At 61.0% G+C, this 23,684-nt stretch carries 23 protein-coding genes; 11 read left to right on the forward strand and 12 right to left on the reverse strand.

The annotated features are described in order from the left end of the window. Positions 1-16: 16 nt before the first annotated feature. The 4 genes from JQF37_RS22640 to JQF37_RS22655 all read right to left on the reverse strand — a co-directional run bounded on the left by JQF37_RS22640 (position 17) and on the right by JQF37_RS22655 (position 5,603). Positions 17-1,393: an insulinase family protein gene (locus tag JQF37_RS22640; protein WP_130208026.1), complete on the reverse strand. Its 1,377-nt coding sequence runs from the start codon at positions 1,391-1,393 to the stop codon at positions 17-19. Positions 1,394-1,495: 102 nt separating this feature from the next. Beyond that, positions 1,496-3,154 (reverse strand): Na/Pi cotransporter family protein, encoded by a 1,659-nt coding sequence (locus JQF37_RS22645; RefSeq protein WP_130208028.1) that lies wholly within the window; start codon positions 3,152-3,154, stop codon positions 1,496-1,498. Between the two features lie 288 nt (positions 3,155-3,442). After that, complete coding sequence (locus JQF37_RS22650; RefSeq protein ID WP_130208030.1) at positions 3,443-4,210, reverse strand: TerC family protein; 768 nt, start codon at positions 4,208-4,210, stop codon at positions 3,443-3,445. Between the two features lie 85 nt (positions 4,211-4,295). Next, positions 4,296-5,603, reverse strand: coding sequence for a CitMHS family transporter (locus JQF37_RS22655; protein WP_130208032.1), 1,308 nt, complete (start codon positions 5,601-5,603; stop codon positions 4,296-4,298). A gap of 322 nt (positions 5,604-5,925) precedes the next feature. Between JQF37_RS22655 and JQF37_RS22660 the strand changes: the two genes are divergently transcribed. After that, complete coding sequence (locus tag JQF37_RS22660) at positions 5,926-6,327, forward strand: GFA family protein (protein ID WP_130208034.1); 402 nt, start codon at positions 5,926-5,928, stop codon at positions 6,325-6,327. Here the strand turns inward: JQF37_RS22660 and JQF37_RS22665 are convergent, their stop codons facing one another. Continuing rightward, positions 6,328-6,654: a DOPA 4,5-dioxygenase family protein gene (locus tag JQF37_RS22665; RefSeq protein ID WP_130208036.1), complete on the reverse strand. Its 327-nt coding sequence runs from the start codon at positions 6,652-6,654 to the stop codon at positions 6,328-6,330. 84 nt (positions 6,655-6,738) lie between these two features. On the opposite strand from JQF37_RS22665, the gene JQF37_RS22670 reads away from it, so the two are divergent. Beyond that, positions 6,739-7,401 carry an NAD(P)H-binding protein gene (locus JQF37_RS22670; protein ID WP_130208038.1) on the forward strand — a complete coding sequence of 221 codons (663 nt, stop codon included), beginning with the start codon at positions 6,739-6,741 and terminating at the stop codon, positions 7,399-7,401. Here JQF37_RS22670 and JQF37_RS22675 read toward each other — a convergent pair. Then, on the reverse strand, positions 7,398-8,348 hold the full coding sequence (locus JQF37_RS22675) for a LysR family transcriptional regulator (RefSeq protein WP_130208040.1): 951 nt from the start codon (positions 8,346-8,348) through the stop codon (positions 7,398-7,400). The genes JQF37_RS22670 and JQF37_RS22675 overlap by 4 nt on opposite strands. Positions 8,349-8,462: 114 nt before the next feature. On the opposite strand from JQF37_RS22675, the gene betC reads away from it, so the two are divergent. The 3 genes from betC to JQF37_RS22690 all read left to right on the forward strand — a co-directional run bounded on the left by betC (position 8,463) and on the right by JQF37_RS22690 (position 12,590). After that, on the forward strand, positions 8,463-9,977 hold the full coding sequence (gene betC / locus JQF37_RS22680) for a choline-sulfatase (RefSeq protein ID WP_130208042.1): 1,515 nt from the start codon (positions 8,463-8,465) through the stop codon (positions 9,975-9,977). 16 nt (positions 9,978-9,993) lie between these two features. Continuing rightward, positions 9,994-10,914: a choline ABC transporter substrate-binding protein gene (gene choX, locus JQF37_RS22685; RefSeq protein WP_130208044.1), complete on the forward strand. Its 921-nt coding sequence runs from the start codon at positions 9,994-9,996 to the stop codon at positions 10,912-10,914. Between the two features lie 107 nt (positions 10,915-11,021). Beyond that, positions 11,022-12,590 (forward strand): SulP family inorganic anion transporter, encoded by a 1,569-nt coding sequence (locus JQF37_RS22690; protein WP_130208046.1) that lies wholly within the window; start codon positions 11,022-11,024, stop codon positions 12,588-12,590. 63 nt (positions 12,591-12,653) lie between these two features. Here the strand turns inward: JQF37_RS22690 and aroE are convergent, their stop codons facing one another. Continuing rightward, on the reverse strand, positions 12,654-13,475 hold the full coding sequence (gene aroE / locus JQF37_RS22695) for a shikimate dehydrogenase (RefSeq protein WP_130208048.1): 822 nt from the start codon (positions 13,473-13,475) through the stop codon (positions 12,654-12,656). 13 nt (positions 13,476-13,488) lie between these two features. After that, positions 13,489-14,403 (reverse strand): oxygen-dependent coproporphyrinogen oxidase, encoded by a 915-nt coding sequence (gene hemF, locus JQF37_RS22700; protein ID WP_047535713.1) that lies wholly within the window; start codon positions 14,401-14,403, stop codon positions 13,489-13,491. 166 nt (positions 14,404-14,569) lie between these two features. Here hemF and JQF37_RS22705 point away from each other — a divergent pair, with 166 nt between their 5' ends. Continuing rightward, positions 14,570-15,547: an NADPH:quinone reductase gene (locus tag JQF37_RS22705; protein WP_130208050.1), complete on the forward strand. Its 978-nt coding sequence runs from the start codon at positions 14,570-14,572 to the stop codon at positions 15,545-15,547. 129 nt (positions 15,548-15,676) lie between these two features. Here JQF37_RS22705 and JQF37_RS22710 read toward each other — a convergent pair whose 3' ends face one another. The 3 genes from JQF37_RS22710 to JQF37_RS22720 all read right to left on the reverse strand — a co-directional run bounded on the left by JQF37_RS22710 (position 15,677) and on the right by JQF37_RS22720 (position 18,501). Beyond that, positions 15,677-16,234 (reverse strand): L-threonylcarbamoyladenylate synthase, encoded by a 558-nt coding sequence (locus tag JQF37_RS22710; protein ID WP_047535709.1) that lies wholly within the window; start codon positions 16,232-16,234, stop codon positions 15,677-15,679. A gap of 54 nt (positions 16,235-16,288) precedes the next feature. Further along, on the reverse strand, positions 16,289-17,395 hold the full coding sequence (gene dprA, locus JQF37_RS22715; protein ID WP_130208052.1) for a DNA-processing protein DprA: 1,107 nt from the start codon (positions 17,393-17,395) through the stop codon (positions 16,289-16,291). Positions 17,396-17,475: 80 nt separating this feature from the next. Further along, entirely contained in the window at positions 17,476-18,501 is a 1,026-nt protein-coding gene (locus JQF37_RS22720) for a LysM domain-containing protein (RefSeq protein WP_130208054.1), read from the reverse strand. Positions 18,502-18,672: 171 nt separating this feature from the next. On the opposite strand from JQF37_RS22720, the gene def reads away from it, so the two are divergent. The 5 genes from def to JQF37_RS22745 all read left to right on the forward strand — a co-directional run bounded on the left by def (position 18,673) and on the right by JQF37_RS22745 (position 23,389). Beyond that, a complete protein-coding gene (gene def, locus JQF37_RS22725) occupies positions 18,673-19,179 on the forward strand; it encodes a peptide deformylase (RefSeq protein ID WP_090326993.1) in 507 nt (168 codons plus the stop codon). A 70-nt stretch (positions 19,180-19,249) separates the two neighbouring features. After that, positions 19,250-20,209, forward strand: coding sequence for a methionyl-tRNA formyltransferase (fmt, locus tag JQF37_RS22730; protein ID WP_130208056.1), 960 nt, complete (start codon positions 19,250-19,252; stop codon positions 20,207-20,209). Continuing rightward, complete coding sequence (rsmB, locus tag JQF37_RS22735; RefSeq protein WP_130208058.1) at positions 20,206-21,516, forward strand: 16S rRNA (cytosine(967)-C(5))-methyltransferase RsmB; 1,311 nt, start codon at positions 20,206-20,208, stop codon at positions 21,514-21,516. Before fmt ends, rsmB begins: the two co-directional genes overlap by 4 nt. A 21-nt stretch (positions 21,517-21,537) precedes the next feature. Further along, on the forward strand, positions 21,538-22,911 hold the full coding sequence (gene trkA, locus JQF37_RS22740) for a Trk system potassium transporter TrkA (RefSeq protein WP_130208060.1): 1,374 nt from the start codon (positions 21,538-21,540) through the stop codon (positions 22,909-22,911). A 160-nt stretch (positions 22,912-23,071) separates the two neighbouring features. Next, entirely contained in the window at positions 23,072-23,389 is a 318-nt protein-coding gene (locus tag JQF37_RS22745) for a tetratricopeptide repeat protein (protein WP_161793959.1), read from the forward strand. On the opposite strand, the gene JQF37_RS22750 is transcribed toward JQF37_RS22745, so the two are convergent. Then, a complete protein-coding gene (locus JQF37_RS22750; RefSeq protein ID WP_130208062.1) occupies positions 23,390-23,629 on the reverse strand; it encodes a PilZ domain-containing protein in 240 nt (79 codons plus the stop codon). Between the last annotated feature and the right edge of the window lie 55 nt (positions 23,630-23,684).

The raw sequence follows: 23,684 nt of genomic DNA on the forward strand, positions 1-23,684 counted from the left end.
GCCAACGGGGGATCAGTTATCGGTTGCGATGAAAGCGCCAAGCCGCCAGGCTCAATAACAGCAGGCCCAACACCCCGCCGATCACCCACAGCACCTGGTCATAACTCAACAACGGCTTCTCGATCCGCAGATACCCGGGTTGCATCAGCAACTCGCGCATCGCCTTGTTGGCTTCCTCCAGCGTCACGCCTTGCAGCTCGCGGGCCGGGTCGACGAAACGTCCGTCCTCATAGTCCCCAAGGGCGCCCCAATAGTAATCGGCCAACGCGCTGTTGCCTTGCACGGCCCAGGCCTGGCGGGCGATGGCGGCCTGTTTGAGGCGGTTGAAGGTCTCGGCATTGAGACCGTCCTTGAGCAAACCGGCTTTCAGTTCATCCAGCACCTGTTGCGCCTCGGCCACGTCGCCGCGCTCCAGATCGGCATTCAGGCTCATGAAACCCACGCCACCGAAGACCTCGCGCTCGGCCCATGGGCCATAGGACAGGCCGTGTGCCAGGCGCAGGTCACGATAAAGCGCCCAATCGAGATAGTCCTTGAGCAGGTCGAAGGTTTCATCGTGCTCATCCTCCAGCACCGGCTCCGGCACCAGCCAGTGCAGTTTGGCGCCGCCACCGACAAAACCATGGATCAGGTTTCGCTCATGGGCAGCGCTGGCCTGGATCTGTGGCAGAGGCGGGTGGTCGGTGGGATTGATCGCTTCGAGCGCGCCGTAAGCCCGCTCCAGATAGGCTGGCAGCAAACGGTCCAGATCGCCGACGACGATCAGCGTCATGTTGTTCGGCGCGTACCAGTCCTTGCGCACCTTCTCCAGTTGTTCATGGGTCAGGTAGTCAACTTCTGCCCGCTCCTGGCATTTGAGGCCCAGCTCCACTGCCAGTTGGTTGCTGGCGGTGTGGCCCAGGTCCTGGCGATCCAGCCAGCGCTGCAGGTGAGAGTAGTGACCACCGTCTTCGCGCTCGACCACCTGCTTGGCGGCGTTGATGGCGTTGTCGTCGAAACGGGTCTGGGTCAGCAGCGCCAGCAGCAGGTCGAGTACCTGGCGCTGGTTTTTCGCCGGGGCCTCGATCACGAACGTGGTGTCGGCATTGCTGGTGTAGGCGTTCCATTCACCACCCAACGCCTGCATGCGCTCTTCGAGGCCACCTTCACCGCTGGCGTCGATGCCGCTGAACAACAAGTGTTCAAGCAGGTGTGGCAGTTCCTTATCGGCGCAGCTGAAGTCATCCAGGCCGACGCCCACCACCAGCCGAATCGCCACATGACCGCGTTCCACACCGGGTTTGAGCAGCAATTGCAGACCGTTGCGCAGGGAATAACCCTCGACCTGGAAGCGATCCAGGGCAAACGAAGGGAGTGAGCCAAGCAACAGACAGGCGAACAACAGACAACGCATAACAAGCTTCCCGGCAACCAATCGGAGATCCGTTTCGTCCTTGCCCGCGAAGACGGCCTTGGAACTGAATCAATGCTACTGACTGACCACACTGCCAGACGTTCAAGGCGAATGTGTTATGTCGGTCAAATCGTCGACAGCCAGCGCACCGGTTTCGGACGTTTCCAACACCACATAGGCACTGCTGCAGAACAGTGAGTTCAGACGCTTCATATCGGCGATCAGCTCCAGGTGCAGCGAACTGGTCTCGATACTCTGCACAATCTTACGTTGCAAACGGCTGACATGCGCATGGGCCATGCGGCGTTCCTGAGCGCGAAAGCGACGTTTCTCGCGCAATAACTGGCGGGCACTTTCTTTGTCGGCACTGAGGAACACTGACAATCCCAGGCGCAGGTTGGAGATCAACTGGCTGTGCAACCCTGCCAACTCTTCCACGCCCACTTCGGAAAACGACCGACGCTGGGACGTTTTCTGCTGTTGCACCTTGCGCAGCATGCGTTCGATCAAGTCGCTGGCGAGCTTGAGGTTGATCGCCAGCTCGATAATTTCCGCCCAGCGCCGACTGTCCTGATCGCTGAGGTCTTCCCGGGGCATTTGCGCCAGATACAGTTTGATCGCGCTGTAGAGCGCCTCGACGTCATCGGTCAGACGTCGCACTTCCTGGGTCACGGCCGTTTGCTTGCCGTGCAGCACATCGAGCATCGCTTCCAGCATGTTGTCGATCAGATCCCCCATGCGCAGGGTTTCCCGGGCCGCGTTGGCCAGCGCCAGGCTTGGCGTGACCAACGCCGTCGGATCCAGGTGCCGGGGCTTGGCCATGCCGTTGGTTTGCGGGCGCTCCGGCAGTACCCACGCACAGAACCTGGCCATCGGCCCGACGCTGGGCAACAGGATCAGGCAGCGCGCAGTGTTGTAGAGCAGGTGGAAACCAATGACCATTTCCTGCGGGCTGAAGTCCAGGCTATCGATCCAGTGCGCCAGCGGGTCGAGCACAGGAATGATCAGCAACAGGCCGATCAGCTTGTACAACAGGCTGCCCAGCGCCACCTGGCGACCGGCGGCGTTCTGCATGCTGGTGCTGAGGAACGCGAGAACGCCGCTGCCAATGTTGGCGCCGATCACCAGGCCGATGGCCACCGGCAGGCTGATCACGCTGGCGCCGGCCAGGGTTGCGGTCAACAGGACCGCCGCCAGGCTCGAGTAGGAAATCATCGCGAACAGCGCGCCGACCAGGGCATCGAGCAGGATATCGCCGGTCAGCGAGGCGAAGATCACCTTCACCCCTTGGGCGTGAGTGATGGGTGCAGCGGCTTCGACGATCAATTGCAGCGCCAGAATGATCAAACCCAGGCCAATGGCCACACGGCCCATCTGACCCAACCGGGTCTGTTTGCGCGACAGGAAAAAAATCACCCCGAGAAAGATCAGCAGCGGCGACAGCCATGACAGATCGAAGGTCAGCACCCGCGCCATCAGCGCCGTGCCGACATCGGCGCCCAGCATGGTCGCCAGCGCCGGGGTCAGCGCCATCAGGCCCTGACCGACAAACGAGGTGACGAGCATGGCGGTGGCGTTGCTGCTCTGGACCATGGCCGTCACCACGATCCCCGCGATGAACGCCAGCCCGCGCCTGGACATGTTCTGGCCAATCACGTGGCGCAGGTTGGAACCGTAGACCCGCAGGATGCCGGTTCGGACGATATGCGTGCCCCAGATCAACAGGGCCACGGCAGATAATAAATTGAGCAGGGTGAGCATACAGGCCCCCTGTGGTGGTAGCGCCCCAAAGGAGCAAGTTGACGGTGCCGCGCTTTTTTCTACGTTCTGTAGTTAAGCTGTAGTTGGCTAACGGTCCGGGCGCCAGCATCGCACAGCTAAAGTAGCGATTGAAACAAAACTGTCATGAGACCCTGGCCCTCCGGCTACCCAAAACAAATGTGGGAGCGAGCCTGCTCGCGATGGGGCCCTCACATTCAACATTGATGTTGACGGATGGACCGCTATCGCGAGCAAGCTCGCTCCCACAGGGTGTTGCGTATTACCGGGTTACTGGCCCGGAATGTCCTTGCGCAGTTTCACCGGGTCTCGCTGCTTTTTCTTTTTCGCAATTGCGGTGCGCATCTTGATGTTGATCGCTTCCACCGCCAGCGAGAACGCCATGGCGAAGTAGACGTAGCCTTTTGGCACGTGCACGTCGAAGGATTCGGCAATCAGCACCGTACCGACCACCAACAGGAACGACAGCGCCAGCATTTTCAGCGAAGGGTGCTTGTCGATGAAATCGCTGATGGTGCCGGAAGCCCACATCATCACCAATACGGCCACGATGATGGCCGCGACCATGACCGGTACGTGGGAGACCATGCCGACTGCGGTGATCACCGAGTCCAGGGAGAACACGATGTCGATGATCGCGATCTGGATAATGGTGTAGAGGAAGTTGCCGCCCGCGCCACTCGGCTCGTCGTTGGTTTCGTCCTCACCTTCCAGCGCGTGGTACATCTCCTGCGAGCTTTTCCACAACAGGAACAGGCCACCGAAGAACAGGATCAGGTCTCGCCCGGAAATACCCTGGCCGAACACGACGAACAGGTCGGCGGTGAGGCGCATGACCCAGGTGATCGACAGCAACAACAGAATCCGCGTGATCATGGCCAGCGCCAGCCCGAAAATCCGGGTGCGCTGCTGCATGTGCTTGGGCATGCGGCTGACCAGGATCGAAATCATGATGATGTTATCGATGCCCAGGACGATTTCCAGGGCGGTCAGGGTAAAGAAGGCAACCCAGATTTCAGGGTTGGTCAGCCATTCCATGTGTATTCCTTTGAGCGAGTGTTAAACCACAAAGGGCCCGGGCTTCAAACAGCGAAGCCTGGACCCGATGCGGTGAGTCTTGGGCTTATAGAGTGCTGAACAGCGGGAAAATCCCCATCAGCAATGCGGCAACCAGTATGCACATGCACACCAAAACTGCCCACTTCAGCGTGAAACGCTGGTGGTCACCGAAATCGATACCGGCCAGGGCCACCAACAGGTAGGTCGATGGTACCAGCGGGCTCAGCAAGTGGACGGGCTGACCGACGATCGAGGCACGTGCCATTTCTACTGGTGTAATACCGTAGTGGCTGGCGGCTTCGGCAAGTACCGGTAATACGCCGTAATAAAATGCATCGTTCGACATGAAGAACGTGAACGGCATGCTCACCAACGCCGTGATCACCGCCAGGTACGGGCCGAGGAAATCAGGGATCACCGCCAACAGGCTTTTCGACATGGCATCGACCATACCGGTGCCCGACAGAATACCGGTGAAGATACCAGCGGCAAAGATCAGCCCGACCACTGCCAGCACGCTGCCGGCATGGGCCGCGACACGATCTTTCTGCTGTTGCAGGCACGGATAGTTGACGATCATCGCAATACTGAACGCCACCATGAACAGCACCGGTAGCGGCAGCAAACCGGCAATCAGGGTGCACATCAACGCCAGGGTCAGGGCGCCGTTGAACCAGATCAGGTTCGGACGACGGGCATCCGGGAACTGCGAAACAGTGATTTCACTGTGGTCGATTTCATCACCAACCAGGTGCAGCTCACCCAGACGCGCCCGTTCACGCTTGCCGTAGAAGTAGGCAATCACGAGGATCGCCAGCACACCGGCAGCCATCGCCGGAATCATCGGCACGAAGATCGCCGACGGGTCCACATGCAACGCACTGGCCGCGCGGGCGGTCGGGCCACCCCACGGGGTCATGTTCATCACGCCACCGGCGAGGATGATCAGGCCGGCCATGATCCGCGGGCTCATGCCGATGCGGCTGTAGAGCGGCAGCATGGCGGCCACGCAGATCATATAAGTGGTCGCGCCGTCACCATCGAGGGAGACGACGAGCGCCAGTACGGCGGTGCCGACCGAAACTTTCAACGGGTCGCCCTTGACCAGTTTGAGGATCTTGCGCACGGCCGGGTCGAACAGACCCGAGTCGATCATCAGGGCGAAGTACAGAATGGCGAACATCAGCATCACGCCGGTCGGCGCGAGCTTGGTGATGCCTTCGAGCATCATCGGGCCGATTTTCGGGCCGAAACCACCGAACAGGGCGAAGACGATCGGAATGATGATCAGGGCAATCAGCGCGGACAGGCGCTTGGTCATGATCAGGAACATGAACGTGATGACCATGGCGAAGCCAAGGAAAGTCAGCATGGGAATACTCCAGGCATAGCGCGGCTAGGGAAAGGGCGGATCGGGCGGGATCAGCGCAGAACGGCAAGCACGAGGCGTACGGACGGAGTTAGAGCGAAGCGGCGGATAGAAGAGGACATCAGGATCACCATTGTTGTTGTTAAATGGGCCGGGCGAGCAATCGAACACTCGTGTTGGCCAACCGGTCTGTTGCCGGCAGTGGGGGCGATCCTAATCGGGGAAGCTTTCAGCCAGCTTTCGCCGATGAAAGCTTTGACCGGATGTATAACCGGTCGTCGGACAGGTTTTGAGCCCATCGATTCGGGCCCGGGAGAAAAACGAGATGAATGCGCTTCACACCGGCGGTTGCCACTGCGGACAACTGCGCTACCAATTCAGTGGGCCATTGCGCGATATCGCCCACTGCCATTGCTCGATTTGCCGTCGGGTCAGCGGCGGCATCGTGACGACCTGGATCACAGTGCCGGCGTCCGCCTTTCAATGGTTGGCCGGAACACCGATGCGGTACGACTCTTCAGCCACCTGCGCACGATACTTCTGCGGCCACTGCGGCGCGCAACTGGCGCTGGTGACCCACTTGAGCCCTGCGAGCATCGACGTGACCATCGCCACCCTCGACCATCCCGAACAGGCGCCGGCCGAGCGCCACATCTGGACCGACAACCGCTTGCCCTGGCTGCACCTGGATGAGCATTTGCCGGGCGAGCCCGAAGAAAGCATCTGATCAAAAAACAGACAGGTCCAATGGGCGAATCGCGCCCATCCAGATGGCGTGCTCGCTGTGATCCAGCAGATCGTCGCCGGTGTCCGGGTGCATGAACACCACCAGCCCCTTGCGGTTGAGCGCCAGCCACGGCAATACATCGCCGATGAGCTCAGGTCCGAAGGCCAACTGGCAACTCCAGTCCGGATGCGGGCCGACCAAGCGCTCGTGGACGCGGCCCATCTGCAGCGGGAACAGCCGTGCTGCCTGCTCACACAACGCCCGTGCCTGATCGATGGTGCTGGCATCGAAGTAAACATGGGCGTGATAGCCCTTGATCCGTTGCATGTGAATCCCTCCAAAACCCAGTCGAACCCTCACCGTTTCCCACAGGTCACACGCCGTATACACAGGAAACAACGGAGCCTGGCCATGAAAAATGCTGAAACACCGGTGGTGAAAGTGGTGCTATATGGTGCCATGAGTAGCTTCGGCAGCGCGCTGATGGCTGAAATGTTGCGCCGCCAACATGAAGTGATCGCCATTCTCGATGACCTGACCGCCCTCGCGCCACGTCCGGGCTTGCGCACCAAGACGGGCGACCTGTTTGAGGCCGAGCGGGTCAAGCAAAGCGTGGCGGGCAGCTCGGCTGTTGTCTGTTTACTGGACGCGCCGGGATTACCCTTCAACAGCGAACATGTGGAAAAGACCTTCGTGCCAGGCCCGGTCGAGCAGGTGCTGGCGGTGGATGCGTTGATCGATGGCATGCAGGCGGCGGGCGTTGCACGGTTGTTTCTGGTGGGGGACTTCGAGGTGCTGGACGATCCCGAGATTGACGACGTCCTGCAACGCCACGCAGCCGAGGAAATGCGTGAAGCACTGCAAAGCAGTGCCTTGCAGTGGACACTGGTGAACGCACCGCGTGGGGTGCCGGGCTTGACCATCGAACATTTCAGTCAGGTCAGCAGCCGCCTCGAGCCGGGCCTGGCAGAGCCATTGAATCGTCTGGCCCGGACTGCCGTGGGGATCGCCGATGAATTGCGTTTAAACCTGCACATCGGCGAGCACGTCCACTTCATCGCGACTGAACCCTAAACCGCGATAGAAGGCAGCGCCAGACCATTGAGCGATTGCGCACTGCGGGCCTGCTCGGCCATCAACCAGTCGACAAACTGTTGAATCAATGCCCCACGCCGCTTGCGTTGCGGCAGGACCACGTAATAGCCCAGCCTGGAAATCACCGTCTCGGCGATGGGGCGGCACAACAGGCCTTGCGCCAACAAGTTATCCACAAGGTGGCGCCAGCCGATGGCCACGCCCTGACCGCCAATCGCGGCCTGTATCAACAGGGTGTAGTTGTCGAAGCGCAACTGGCCCGGCGCCGGCGGAGAGGTGATGCCCAACTCGCGAAACACGCCGCTCCAGTCGAACCAGTTACTGCTGTTTTCACCGCGAAGGTGCAGCAAGGGAAACTCCAGCAGCGACTGGGCAGGCAAGGGCAGGGATCGCTCACTCAACAACTGCGGACTGCACACCGGGAACACTTCTTCACTGAACAGCCAATGGCTTTCGCCCTGTTTGAAGCGGCCATCACCGAACAGCACCGCCACGTCGATATCGGTACGTAGCATGTTATGACTGCGCTCACTGGTCACCAGGCTGACGTCCAGTTGCGGATGGGCCGCGTGAAAGCGGTGCAGGCGCGGCATCAGCCAATAGGCCGCGAATGCGAAATCGGTGGCGACTTGCAGCACCTCATGCTGTTGTTGTGCGCTGATAGCGCTTAACCCGGCATCGATTTGCTGCAAACCGAGCTGAACTTGCTCGAAAAGAACCATCCCGGCCTCGGTCAGTTCGATACCGCGATAGATGCGGTCGAACAGACGGGTCGCCAGTTGTTCTTCCAACCGTTTGATCTGCTGGCTGATGGCCGGTTGCGTGGTGCCGAGTTCAACGGCTGCGGCGGTGAAACTGCGTTGGCGGGCCGCGGACTCGAACGCGCGAAGCAAATCCAGGGACAGGTCACCCAGGGCGTCATACATAAGCTGTGCTTATCCTAGTCATTGCCGTGCATGGGCTTTACCGCAATGTGCATGGGTTACATGCTCGATCGCAGCACTCTCGCATAAACATCCACTATGGAATGCCGCGATCACATGAAGCGCAAGAACATTCTTTTCATCATGGCCGATCAGATGGCCGCGCCAATGTTGCCGTTCTACGGTCCTTCGCCGATCAAACTGCCTAATCTCAGTCGCCTCGCCGCCCAAGGCGTGGTATTCGACGCCGCTTACTGCAACAGCCCACTTTGCGCGCCATCGCGCTTCACCCTGGTCAGCGGCCAGTTGCCCAGCAAGATCGGCGCCTACGACAACGCGGCGGATTTCCCGGCCGATGTACCGACCTATGCCCACTACCTGCGTCGCCTCGGCTACCGCACCGCGCTATCGGGCAAGATGCATTTCTGCGGCCCGGACCAACTGCATGGCTATGAAGAACGCCTGACCAGCGACATCTATCCGGCCGACTACGGCTGGGCGGTGAACTGGGATGAGCCAGACGTGCGCCCGTCCTGGTATCACAACATGTCTTCGGTGCTGCAAGCCGGCCCCTGCGTACGCACCAATCAACTCGATTTCGACGAAGAAGTGGTGTTCAAGGCCCAGCAGTATCTGTTCGATCACATCCGCGAAGACGGCGACCAGCCGTTCTGCCTGACCGTTTCGATGACTCACCCCCATGACCCGTACACCATTCCCAAGGCATTCTGGGATCTGTACGACGATGCCGATATCCCCTTGCCTGTGACGCCGGATCAACACGAACTCGACCCGCATTCACAACGTTTGCTCAAGGTCTACGACCTGTGGAACAAGCCGCTGCCTGTGGATAAGATCCGTGACGCCCGCCGCGCCTATTTCGGCGCGTGCAGCTATATCGACAGTAACGTCGGCAAACTCCTGCAAACACTCGACGATACCGGGCTTATCGACGACACCATCATCGTGTTCTCCGGCGACCACGGTGACATGCTCGGCGAGCGTGGCCTCTGGTACAAAATGCACTGGTATGAAATGGCGGCCCGCGTGCCCCTGTTGATAAGTGCCCCTGGGCAATTCGGCGCCGGCCGGGTCAGCGCCTCGGTGTCCACTGCCGACCTGCTGCCGACCTTCGTCGAACTGGCGGGCGGTTCGCCGGAACCGGGCTTGCCGCTGGATGGCCGCTCACTGGTTCCGCACCTGCAAGGGCAGGGCGGTCACGACGAAGTGTTCGGCGAGTACATGGCCGAAGGCACCATCAGCCCATTGATGATGATTCGCCGCGGCGCCTACAAATTCATCTACAGCGAAGACGACCCTTGCCTGCTCTTCGATGTGCACAATGACCCACACGAATTGGAAGAACTCAGCCAGTCACCGCAACATCGCCAGCTGTTCGACGATTTTCTCGCCGAAGCGCGGGCTCGATGGGACATTCCCGCGATCCACCAACAAGTGCTCGCGAGCCAGCGACGCCGGCGTTTCGTCGCCGATGCGCTGACCATCGGCAAGCTGAAGAGCTGGGATCACCAGCCACTGGTGGACGCCAGTCAGCAATACATGCGCAACCACATCGACCTTGATGATCTGGAGCGTAAAGCACGTTATCCACAACCCTGCCAAAACCAATAATGTTAAGGGGAAGTCCATGCAAAGGTTATCCACAGTACTGACGGTCGGGCTCCTGGCTCTGGGCAGCGCTTCGGCGTTTGCCGATCAGAGCTGCGACACGGTGAAAATGGCCGATCCTGGCTGGAGCGACATCGCCGCGACCAACGCCATCACCGGGTTTCTGCTGGACGGCATGGGCTACAAGGCCAAGGTCGACACGCTTGCGGTGCCGATCACCTACGGTGGGCTCAAGGATGGCCAGGTCGATGTGTTCCTGGGTAACTGGATGCCGGCGCAGCAGGGCTTCTACGACAAATTCGTCGCCACCGGCGATGTCACGCAACTGGCGAAGAACCTCGACGGCACCGAATTCACCCTCGCCGTCCCGGACTACGTGTGGGATGCGGGTGTGCATAACTTTTCCGACCTGAACAAGTTCGCCGACAAGTTCGACAAGAAGATCTACGGCATCGGCTCCGGCGCGCCAGCGAACGCCTCGTTGCAGGAAATCATCAAGAAGAACGACTTCGACATGGGTCAGTGGAAACTGGTCGAATCCAGCGAACAGGCCATGCTCGCCGAAGTGACTCGCGCAGTGAAAAAACAGAAGTTCGTGACCTTCCTCGGCTGGACCCCGCACCCGATGAACGTGCAGTTGAAAATGCACTACCTCAAGGGCGGCGAGAAATACTTTGGCGACACCGGCAGCGTCCACACCCTGACCCGCAAAGGTTATGCACAGGCCTGTCCGAACGTTGGCAAGCTGCTGACCAACCTGAGTTTCACCCAGGAGATGGAAAACAGCATCATGGCCGAGGTGGTGAACAAGAAAGTCAGCAATGCCGACGCGGCCAAGGCATGGATCAAGGCCAACCCGGCGGTGCTGGACAAGTGGCTTGATGGCGTGAAGACCGTGGACGGCAAGGATGCATTACCGGCGGTGAAAGCCAAGCTCTGACAATACCTGTGTGGCGAGGGCGCTTGCCCCTCGCCACAGCAAGCACCGTCGCCACATAAATTTTGTCGCCCTGCTACCCTTGCGAAAATTCCCGACCGAGAGGCTCCATGGCCCTTCCCAGCCGCCACTCACTCTTTCCGTTCCTCACCTGGTTACCCCGGCAAACCCGCGCCAGCGTTGGTCGCGATCTGATTGTCGGTCTCAGTGGCGCGATTCTCGCGTTACCACAATCCATTGCCTACGCGCTGATTGCCGGCCTGCCACCGGAATACGGTCTGTACGCGGCGATCATCCCGGTGCTGATTGCCTGTCTGTGGGGTTCGTCGTGGCATTTGATCTGCGGCCCTACGGCGGCCATCTCCATCGTCCTGTACGCCAGCGTCAGTCCTCTGGCCGTTCCCGCGACGCAGGACTACGTCACTTTGATCTTGCTGCTGACATTCCTGGCCGGGATTTTCCAATGGCTGCTGGGTTTGTTGCGGTTCGGCGCATTGGTGAATTTCGTCTCGCACTCGGTGGTGCTGGGTTTCACGCTGGGTGCGGCTGTGGTGATCGCCGTCGGCCAGTTGCCCAACCTGTTGGGGCTGGACTTGCCGAGCCAGGCCACTGCCCTGGACAGCTTCATCAATTTATTCAGGCATCTCGACAAGGTGGACAAACCGTCGCTCGTGCTGGGTCTGGCCACCGTCGTGATCGGCGCGATCCTGAAACGGTTGTTGCCGCGCTGGCCGACCCTGTTGATCACCCTGATGCTGGGCGCGCTGCTGGTTTGGCTCTGGCCCGCGATGTTCGGTCATGTGCAACGGGTCAGCGCCTTCACCGGCAAGTTACCGCCGTTCAGCCCGTTGCCGCTGGACCTCGACCTGGTCCTGCGCCTGCTGCCCAGTGCCGTGGCCGTGGGCATGCTCGGGTTGGTGACCAGCCTGTCGATCGCCCGCTCGCTGTCCGCACGTTCACAGCAGTTGCTCGATGCCAATCAGGAAGTACGCGCCCAAGGCTTGTCGAACATTGTCGGGGCCTTTTTCTCCGGATCGCTGTCAGCCGGTTCGTTCACCCGCTCAGGCCTGAGCTATGACGCAGGCGCTTGTTCGCCGTTGGCGGGAGTTTTTTCGGCGTTGTGGGTGGCGCTGTTCGCGATCTTCGGCGCCAGCCTGATCGCGCACATTCCAATCCCGGCCATGGCCGGCAGCATCCTGTTGATCGCCTGGGGATTGGTCGACCATCGCGGCATTCGCGCCTTGCTGCGGGTCAGCCGTGCCGAGTTCGTGGTGATGGCGCTGACCTGTGTCGCGACCTTGCTCCTGGAATTGCAGACGGCGATCTATGCCGGCGTGCTGGCGTCGTTGTTCTTCTACCTCAAACGCACCTCACAGCCGCGGGTTCAACATATACGCAATGGCGACGAAGACATTCTGCGGGTCGGCGGGTCGATCTTTTTCGGCGCCAGCCATTACCTGCAAGTGCGCCTGCAACTGATGCACGGCGCGCGGGTGGTGATCGAGGCGCAGCAGATCAACTTCATCGACTATTCGGGCGTGGAAATGCTGCATCAGGAAGCGCGGCGACTGCTGCGCCAGAATCGCAGCCTGACCCTGCGACAAGCGCGGCCGCAGGTGGTGGAAGAGCTACGCAAGCTCGAAGGCGCGGAGAAATGCCCGATTCGGTTTGAAGACTGAAACACTGCACGGGAAGCACACTGAACCCTGTGGCGAGAGAGCTTGCTCCCTCGCCACAACGGCCTAGAGGGCCAACTGCCGGCGCAGCTCGGCCAGCACCGGCGCCGTATCCGGACGCACGCCGCGCCACAGGAAAAAAGCCTCCGCCGCTTGTTCGGCGAGCATACCCAAGCCATCCATCGCCACCGCTGCACCGTGTTCGCTGGCCCAGCGGCAGAACGAGGTCGGTTCCTTGCCGTACATCATGTCGTAGCACACCGTTTTGCCCGGCTCGATCAGGCTGCTGGCAATCGGCGGGACTTCGCCCGAGAGGCTGGCGGACGTTGCGTTGATAATCAGGTCCACCGATTCCTGCAACCAGTCATAACCGCTGGCCGATACCGGGCCCAGGTCGCAGAACAGTTCCGCCAGCAACTCGGCCTTGTCCACGGTACGGTTGGCGATGATCACCGACGCCGGTTGCTCCGCCAACAAAGGCTCCAATGCGCCGCGCACCGCACCGCCAGCACCGAGCAGCAGGATGCGTTTGTCCTTGAGGCTGAACCCGGCATTGACCGTCAGGTCGCGCACGAGGCCGGCACCGTCGGTGTTATCGCCCAGCAGACTGCCGTCGGCCAGTTTGCTCAGGGTATTCACCGCCCCGGCCCGTCGTGCCCGCGCCGTCAGGCTATCGGCCAGTAGGTAGGCTTCTTCCTTGAACGGCACTGTGACATTGGCCCCACGACCCTCGAGGAAAAACGCCCGGGCACAGCCGGAAAAATCGTCGAGCGGCGCCAGCGAGGCGCTGTAGTCGAGTTTCTGCCCGGTCTGCTCGGCAAACAGGCGATGGATCAATGGCGACTTGCTGTGACCAATCGGGTTGCCGAATACGACGTAACGGTCCATCAGGATTCCTCGTTCAGGCCTTGGCCAACCAATCGCGGTCTTGCAGGAAGTATTCAGTCAGGCGTGCTTCTTCGCTGCCCGGTTCGGCTTTCCAGTCATAACCCCAGCGCACTTGCGGCGGCAGGGACATGAGGATCGACTCGGTACGCCCGCCCGATTGCAGGCCGAACAAGGTGCCACGGTCGTAAACCAGGTTGAACTCGACGTAACGCCCGCGGCGGAACTCCTGGAACTCTCGCTGTTTGGCGGTGAACGCATCGTTCTTGCGCCGTTGCACGATCGGCAGATAAGCCTCGATATAGGCGTCGCCGATGGCGCGCATGAAGGCGAAACTGGTGTCGAAGTCCCACTCGTTCAGGTCATCGAAAAACAAGCCGCCGATGCCACGTGGCTCGTGGCGATGCTTGATGTGGAAGTAGCTGTCGCACCAGGCCTTGTAGCGCGAATAGACCTCCGGACCGAACGGCGCGCAGGCTTGCTCGGCAATGCGGTGCCAGTGCACGCAGTCTTCTTCATTGCCGTAGTAAGGGGTCAGGTCGAAGCCGCCGCCGAACCACCAGACCGGCTCTTCACCTTCTTTTTCGGCGATGAAAAACCGCACGTTGGCGTGGGAGGTCGGCACGTGCGGGTTGTGCGGGTGGATCACCAGGGACACGCCCAGGGCTTCGAACCCGCGCCCGGCCAGTTCTGGCCGATGGGCACTGGCGGACGGGGGCAGGCCGCTGCCGAAAACGTGGGAAAAATTGACGCCGCCCTTTTCGATGACTGCGCCGTTTTCGATCACCCGCGTACGTCCGCCTCCACCGGCAGGCCGGTTCCAGGCGTCTTCAACGAAGCGCGTGCCGCCGTCTTCGGCTTCCAGCGCAGCGCAAATGCGGTCTTGCAGGTCGAGCAGGTAGGCTTTTACGGCCTCGGTGCGGGTAGTCATGGCATCACCTTGGATCGGGCAAAGCTACGCGGCGCTCCATTGGAGCTCAGCCTGCGCAAATGGGCGCGTAGCATACCACCGCCGATGCGCTCGTCGCAGTTGACGAAGATCAAGCTTAGGAGTCCGATAGGACGCTTTGGCAGAAAACGAACTCAGGAGAGTGCAGATGGCAAAGCGTATCCAGTTTCGCGCCCATGGCGGCCCCGAAGTGCTCGAGTATGTGGATTACCAACCCGCCGAGCCCGGCCCGCAGCAGGTCCGCGTGAGCAACAAGGCCATCGGCCTGAACTTCATCGATACCTATTACCGCAGCGGCCTCTATTCGCCGCCGTCCCTGCCATCGGGTGTGGGTTCCGAAGGGGCAGGCGTGGTCGAAGCCGTCGGCAGCGAAGTGACCCGGTTCAAGGTCGGTGATCGCGTGGCCTATGGAAGCGGGCCATTGGGCGCCTACAGTGACGTGCATGTATTGCCCGAAGCCAACCTGGTGCATCTGCCGGACGCCATCAGCTTCGAACAGGCGGCCGGGGTCATGCTCAAAGGCCTGACCGTGCAATACCTGTTGCGTCAGACCTATGAACTCAAGGGCGGCGAAACCATCCTGTTCCACGCCGCTGCCGGTGGCGTGGGCTCCCTGGCGTGCCAATGGGCCAAGGCACTGGGCGTTAAGTTGATCGGCACCGTGAGTTCAGCGGAAAAAGCCGCGCTGGCCAAGGCCAACGGCGCCTGGGCGACCATCGACTACAGCCATGAAAACGTCGCACAGCGCGTACTGGAATTGACTGACGGCAAAAAGGTCTCGGTGGTGTACGACGGCGTCGGCAAGGACACCTGGCTGACCTCGCTCGACAGCGTGGCGCCCCGGGGGCTGGTGGTGAGTTTCGGCAATGCGTCCGGTGCGGTGGACGGGGTGAACCTGGGGATTCTGGCGGCGAAGGGTTCGCTGTACGTGACCCGCCCGACACTGGCGACCTACGCCAACAACGCCGAGAACCTGCAGCGCATGGCCGACGAGCTGTTCGAGATGATCATCAGCGGCAAGCTGAAGGTCGATATCAGCCAGCGTTATCCACTGGCTGAAGCAGCGAAGGCGCAGACCGAGTTGTCGGCGCGGCGCACGACGGGGTCGGTTGTTCTGCTGCCTTAAGATTTTCAGCGACTGGCAGGGCCTCATCGCTGGCAAGCCAGCTCCCACAGGTTTCGGTGGTGAATACAAATACTGTGAACACCCGAAATCACTGTGGGTGCTGGCTTGCCGGCGAACGATGACGCGACGTCAACCCGCGCGCATCACCTGGCCGGTCGCCAAATCGCGAATCACACTCGGATTCTTGCGCCCGCCGAGATTCCCGCCCAGCACCAGATCAAGCTGTCCACGGAAATACTGCTCCACGCGAATCCGCGTGCGCGCCGCCGGCCGGCCCTGAGGGTTGGCGGACGTCGATACCAGCGGCCCGACCAGTGAGCACAAGTCCCGCACCAGCGGGTGATCGCTGACCCGCAGGGCCACGGTTTCATGCACGCCGGTAATCCACTGCGGCAACATGTTCTGATGCGGTACCAGCCAGGTGTTCGGCCCAGGCCAGGTGCTGGCCATGCGATCCATCCACAGCTCAGGGAAGTCTTCGAAGAGGAAGTCGAACTGACGGATGTTGTCGGCGACCAGAATCAGGCCCTTATCCACAGACCGGCCCTTGAGCAGCAACAGCCGCTCCACGGCCTCTTCGTCCCACGGGTCGCAACCCAGGCCCCAGACTGCTTCGGTTGGGTAGGCAATCACCGCCCCGGCGCGAATTGCTTGCGCGGCTTGTTGCACACGCCAACTGTTGACCATGAAAAACACTCCAGAATAAGGCTCTGCGCAGTTTACCGATCTTGTTTATAAAACCTAGCTCACTCGTGCAAACCAGCGGCCGTTTTCGCAAACCGCACGCCCCTCCATCTCCAGTTCCGTCAACGCCCCCAGCACTTTGGGCAAAGCCCAGCCGCAGGCATCGGCCAGTGCCTCACTGGAGAGCGGCGCGGCGTGAAGCAGGGTCAGCAACGGGTGAGGCGCCGCCGTCGCGGGCGCTTCCGTGGAAAACGGCAGCTGCTGCCAGCCGCGCAGGGCTTCGAGGATATGCTCGATAGTTTCCACCAGCACGGCGCCGTCGCGGATCAGTTGATGGCAACCGCGGGCGCCGGGGTGATGGATCGACCCGGGAATCGCATACACCTCGCGCCCCTGTTCCGCCGCGAGCCTCGCGGTAATCAACGAACCGCTGGCCACACTGGCCTCCACCACCAGCACGCCGAGGGACAAACCGCTGATGATCCGGTTGCGTCGCGGGAAGTTGCTGGCGGTCGGACCGGCATCCAGCGGGAACTCCGAAAGCACCGCACTACCCGAGGCGATCATCGCGTCGGCCAATCGTCGATTGCGCTGTGGATAAAACTTTTCAAGACCCGTGCCAAGCACGCCGACCGTTTGCCCGCCAATGTCCAACGCCGCCTGATGAGCGGCCGCGTCGATGCCTAGGGCCAGACCGCTGGTAATGACAAAACCGGCGCCGGCCAGGCTGCGGGAAAACGCTGCGGCGGTGTCCATGCCCGGTCGTGATGCACGACGACTGCCGACCATCGCCAACTGCGGTTTTTCCAGAATGCCGGGGGTGCCGGCGACGAATAACAGCGGCGGTGCGTCGCTTATTTGTGCCAGCAGTGAAGGATAGTCAGGCTGGTCCCACATCAGTAAATGCTGGCCCGGACGCTCTAGCCAGGCCAAAGCGTGGCTGGCGCCATCGCGGATTTCAGCGCATCGCCTGGCCTCGGAACAGGCCAGTGGCAAGCCCAGCGCACGCCAGGCACTGGCGGGCGCGCTGATGGCTTTGGACGCCGAACCGAACGCTTCCAGCAGTTTCCTGAAACGCGCCGGCCCCAGTTCTGGTAGACGGTGCAGACGTAAACGAGCTTCCAGTTCCGCAGGGGAAACCGGTGCAGGGGCAGGCATCGACATGGATCATCCTTGACCGTTATGAGCATCCATACAAACGGGAATAAGCTGTGGATAACTCTGTTGGTAACTTGTGAAGCACCTTACGGATTTCGTACCTTGTCCATCACGGCCAACGAGCGCGATGCCTTGAGTACCAGCCCGTAGCTGAGCTTGTCGTAGGTGCGGAAAACCATCAGCAGTCCGGCACGCTCATCGGGGATTTTCAGGGGTTGGCCGGTGATCCGGTCGCGCACGGTTTCGCCGGTCTTCATCACCTCCAGGACATTGCCTTCGGCCAAACCGTCGCGCTGGCCCTTGTTCAGGGTGACCACGTCGAGCGCGCCAACCTGGGTGACGCCGCGCGGGACATCGATGATCAAGCCGTTGATTTCGTTTTTCGGGGCACTGGGCATGAAGGTCGTGTTGATCGAGCGTTCTTCACCGCTGAACAAGCGGTCGCCGAGGCGCACCTCCTGAGTCGTGCGCTGCAGCGCCAGCGTGGCGACGTCGCCTTCGGTGGCGAGGATTTCGCCGCTGCCGATGTCATCGGCGTTGATCCCCAGAAATGCCTGGGTCAGCGGATCGGTGTAGACCTTGCCCTGACGGAAGATGCCGTAGACCGGCTGTGCCGGGTCGAATTGGCCGCGAGCGAAGATGTGATCGCCACTACCACTGAGCACCCGCTCGGCGTCCCCGGCCACGATGTAGGGCGCCTGGTCGAAATCCTCGACCTTGTCGACGATGCGGTTGCTCAGCAGAAAGCTTTTGATCGACCTCAGAGGAATGCTCGGAATGGCTTCCGCCACCGGGCTGCTGCGCACCCTTGGCGAGAGCTTGAGGGTGCCTCGGGACGCACCGCGATCGAGGGTCAACCGTGGCTGGCCATTGACGTAGACGAGCGACAGCGAATCGCCGGGATAAATAAGGTCGGGATTTTCGATCCGGGGATTGGCCTGCCAGAGCTCCGTCCACTGCCACGGCTCACGAAGGAATTTTGCCGAGATGTCCCAGAGCGTGTCCCCTGCGACCACTGTGTAAGTCTGTGGAAAACCTTCCCTGAGCTGCACTTGCCCATGCGCCCAGCCTGCCGAGGCCAGAAGGAGCAAGGCGAGTAGTGATTTCCTCATGCGGTGAATCCCTTTATTATGTGCGTTCGCGTGAAACGCCAGAGCCGTCAGTGGCTCGCTCCCGGCTTGCTTATAAAAAGAAGGGAGCTACGTTTTACATAGATAGCCTGCATCTTCGGACTCGCCAGGCCATCGATCCGACCTTACTTCACACGTGCAGTCATCAAGCTTATGGCCATTTTAAACATCCTCGAATTCCCTGATCCGCGCCTGCGCACTATCGCCAAACCAGTGGCCGTAGTGGACGACGAAGTGCGTCAGTTGGTCGATGACATGTTTGAAACAATGTATGAAGCGCCGGGCATCGGCCTCGCCGCGACCCAGGTCAACGTGCACAAACGTATCGTCGTGATGGACCTCTCCGAAGACCGCACCGAACCGCGCGTGTTCATCAACCCGGAGCTCGAGCCCCTGACCGACGACATGGGTCAGTATCAGGAAGGCTGCCTGTCGGTGCCGGGTTTCTACGAAAACGTCGATCGCCCACAACGGGTCAAGGTCAAGGCTTTGGACCGCGATGGACAACCTTACGAACTGATCGCCGAAGAACTGCTCGCGGTGTGCATCCAACACGAATGCGACCACCTGAACGGCAAATTGTTCGTCGATTACCTGTCGACGCTCAAACGCGACCGGATCAAGAAGAAGCTGGAAAAGCTCCATCGCCAGAACGCTTGATGCCCTCCTTCAAAGGCTTGCTGCGGCAAGCCTTTTTCTTTTCAAGATGCTTTGCAATAGAGAGCCCTTCATGACTGAGCCACTGCGCATCGTCTTTGCCGGCACCCCGGAATTCGCCGCTGAACACCTCAAGGCCCTGTTGAACAGCCCTTATGAGATCGTTGCGGTCTACACCCAACCGGATCGCCCGGCAGGTCGTGGCCAGAAGCTGATGCCGAGCCCGGTCAAGCAGCTTGCTCTGGAACACAACCTCCCGGTGCTGCAACCGCCAACACTGCGCAACGAAGACGCCCAGGCTGAACTGGCCGCACTGAAACCGGACTTGATGGTGGTGGTCGCCTACGGCCTGATCCTGCCGCAAGTGGTGCTGGATATTCCGCGCCTGGGCTGCATCAACAGCCATGCCTCGCTGCTGCCGCGCTGGCGCGGTGCGGCGCCGATCCAGCGCGCCGTGCAAGCGGGCGACGCCGAGAGCGGCGTGACCGTGATGCGCATGGAAGCGGGGCTCGACACCGGGCCGATGCTGCTCAAGGTCATCACACCGATCAGCGCCGAAGACACCGGCGGCAGCCTGCATGATCGCCTGGCCGAAATGGGCCCGCCTGCGGTGATTCAAGCCATTGCCGGCCTCGCTGCCGGCACGCTGGAAGGCGAAGTGCAGGACGACAGCCTTGCCACTTACGCGCACAAGCTGAACAAGGACGAAGCCCGCATCGACTGGACCCGTCCGGCGATTGAGCTGGAACGCCTGGTCCGTGCTTTCAACCCGTGGCCGATCACCCACAGCACCTTGAACGGCGAAGCGCTGAAAGTGTTGGCCGCGAGCCTCGCGCAAGGGAAGGGCACACCGGGTGAAATCCTTAGCACCAGCAAGGACGGGCTGATCGTTGCCTGTGGCGAGCAGGCGCTGTGCCTGACCCGCCTGCAATTGCCCGGCGGCAAAGCGCTGAACTTCAGCGACTTGTTCAACAGCCGTCGTGAGAAATTCGCGGTGGGCACCGTCCTCGGTCAAACGGCGGACGCTCAATGAACCCGCGTCTGGCCGCCGCCAAGGCACTGGCTGCTGTTCTCAGCGGCAAAGCCTCTCTAAACAGTTCGCTGCCTACGCAAATGGACAAGGTCGAAGACCGCGATCGTGGTTTCACCCAGGACCTGGCGTTCGGCACCGCACGCTGGCAGCCGCGGTTGTCGGCACTGGCGGCCAAACTGTTGCAGAAGCCTTTCAAGGCAGCGGACGCCGATGTTGAAGCCTTGCTGCTGGTCGGCCTCTACCAGTTGCTCTACACCCGCGTGCCGGCCCACGCCGCCATCGGTGAAACCGTCGGTTGCGCCGACAAGCTGAAAAAACCCTGGGCCAAAGCCTTGCTCAACGCCGTACTGCGTCGCGCCCAGCGGGAAAGCGAAGCGCTGCTGGCGGAGCTGGAACGCGACCCGGTGGTGCGTACCGCTCATCCGCGCTGGCTGCAAAAATCCCTGAAAGCGTTCTGGCCTGAACAATGGGAAGCCATTTGCGCGGCGAACAACGCGCACCCGCCGATGATCCTGCGCGTCAATCGACGCCATCACACCCGCGATGCCTACCTCGGCTTGCTCAGCGAGGCCGACATCGCCGCCCGTGCATGCGTTTACAGCCGCGATGGCATCATCCTCGACGCCGCCACCGACGTGCGCAGCCTGCCCGGTTTCGCCGACGGCTGGATCAGCGTGCAGGACGAGGCGGCGCAACTGGCCGCCGATCTGCTTGACCTGGCGCCCGGTCAACGGGTGCTGGACGCCTGCTGTGCGCCGGGGGGCAAAACCTGCCACATTCTCGAAGCCGAGCCGGCATTGGCAGGCGTGGTGGCCGTGGATCTGGAAGCCAAACGCCTGGTACGCGTGCGTGAAAACCTCGAACGCCTGGGCCTGAGCGCCGAGCTGATCGCCGCCGACGGTCGCGACACCGCTACCTGGTGGGACGGCAAGCCGTTCCAGCGCATCCTGCTGGACGCCCCATGCTCGGCCACCGGCGTGATTCGCCGGCACCCGGATATCAAACTCACCCGCCAGCCCGATGACATCGCCGCCCTGGCTGTGCTGCAAGGCGAACTGCTGGACGCTCTGTGGAAAACCCTGGAGGTCGGCGGCATTTTGCTCTACGCCACCTGCTCCACGCTGCCGACCGAGAACACCGAAGTCATCGAAGCATTCCTTGCGCGCACGCCGGGCGCCCGTGAACTGGACCTCGCGACGGCAGCCGGGATCAAGCAACCCCATGGTCGCCAATTGCTCGCACAGGAAGACGGCCACGACGGCTTCTATTACGCCAAGCTGATCAAGATCGCCGCCGCGCGCGGTTAACGGATTCAATGGAGTGACTGGATGAAAATCATCATCCTCGGTGCAGGGCAAGTCGGCGGTTCGCTGGCGGAGCATTTGGCCAGCGAGGCCAACGACATCACGGTGGTCGACACCGACGGCGAGCGCCTGCGCGATCTCGGCGACCGGCTGGACATCCGCACGGTTCAGGGTCGCGGCTCACTGCCGACGGTACTGCGCCAGGCTGGAGCGGACGACGCCGACATGCTGGTGGCCGTGACCAACAGTGACGAGACCAACATGGTCGCCTGCCAGGTGGCCCACACCCTGTTCCACACCCCCACCAAAATCGCTCGCGTGCGCGAAGCGGCGTACCTCACGCGCTCCGAACTGTTCGATAACGAAGCGATTCCGGTGGACGTGCTGATCAGCCCGGAACAAGTGGTCACCAACTACATCAAACGCCTGATCCAGCATCCGGGTGCGTTGCAGGTGATCGACTTCGCCGAGGGCAAGGCGCAACTGGTCGCGGTGCGGGCCTACTACGGCGGACCGCTGGTGGGTCAGCAATTGCGGCAGTTGCGCGAGCACATGCCGAATGTCGAAACCCGCGTGGCGGCCATTTTCCGTCGTGACCGGCCGATCCTGCCCCAGGGCGATACGGTGATCGAAGCGGACGACGAAGTGTTTTTCATCGCCGCCAAAGCGAACATTCGCGCGGTGATGAGTGAAATGCGCCGTCTCGACGAGACCTACAAACGCATCGTCATCGCCGGCGGCGGGCAGATCGGCGAGCGCCTGGCCGAGGCCATCGAGAGCCGTTACCAGGTGAAAATCATCGAGATGAACCCGGCACGCTGCCGTCATCTCTCGGACACCCTCGACAGCACCGTCGTGCTGCAGGGCAGTGCCTCCGACCGCGACTTGTTGATAGAAGAAAACATCGCCGATGCGGACATCTTCCTGGCCCTGACCAATGACGACGAAGCCAACATCATGTCGTCGCTGCTGGCCAAACGCCTGGGCGCGAAGAAGGTGATGACCATCATCAATAACCCGGCCTACGTCGACTTGATTCAGGGCGGCGACATCGACATCGCCATCAGTCCGCAACTGGCGACCATCGGCACCTTGCTGGCCCACGTGCGCCGCGGCGACATCGTCAGCGTGCACTCACTGCGTCGGGGCGCGGCGGAAGCCATCGAGGCCATTGCCCACGGTGATGCGAAATCGAGCAAGGTCATCGGCAAAGCCATCGAGAACATCGGCCTGCCGCCGGGCACGACCATCGGCGCGATCATCCGCGACGAAGAAGTGATCATTGCCCACGACGACACGGTGATCGAAACTGGCGACCACGTGATTCTGTTCCTTGTGGATAAAAAGCATATTCGGGATGTGGAGAAGCTGTTCCATGTGGGACTCAGTTTCTTCTGATCGGCATTTTGCAGTGGCCTGACTGGCCTCTTCGCGGGCAAGCCCGCTCCCACAGGAATCCAGGCGTACACAACCTGTGTGTTCGCCGCAAAACACTGTGGGAGCGGGCTTGCCCGCGAGAACACATAAATATCCCTGAATAATCTCAACAAGGAATTCACTGATGATCGAATCCCTGGAAAAAATGCTCGCCAAGGGTGTGGATAACTCATTGCTGCGCTTCGGCCTGGGCAAGGGCTATCTGGATCTGGGGGAGAACGCGAAGGCTGTGGAGCATTTTCAGCGTTGCGTCGAGATTGATCCGAAGTATTCGGCCGCGTGGAAGCTATTGGGCAAGGCCCATCAGGCCCTGGAGAACTATCCCGCCGCAAGACAGGCCTGGGAGCAAGGCCTGGAGGCCGCCAAAGCCCATGGCGATAAACAGGCAGAAAAGGAAATGACGGTCTTCCTGAAAAAGCTCGATCGTCAGGCGCACTGATCAGAGATAACGCAAATCAATGCCTTCGGCATCCACTTGCACCACTTCCATGCGTACACGCGGCGCGCCGGCCGGCAAGCCCTGTACCTGTCCGTAAACCACCGCGCCCCTGTGCAGAGCCGACAACGCCGGATGTTTGACGTAGACACCCGTGGCCGACAGATTGCGCGTCTGGCCCAGGCATTCGCCAAAGCTGTCGTGACTGATCTTGATGCGAAATGATTTGCGGTGTTTGGACATCTACTGCGCCCTTATGAACGTACTGTGGATAACTTGTAGGAGCGAGCCGGCTCCG

The sequence above is a fragment of the Pseudomonas sp. MIL9 genome, from assembly GCF_016887925.1.
Taxonomy (GTDB): domain Bacteria; phylum Pseudomonadota; class Gammaproteobacteria; order Pseudomonadales; family Pseudomonadaceae; genus Aquipseudomonas; species Aquipseudomonas mohnii.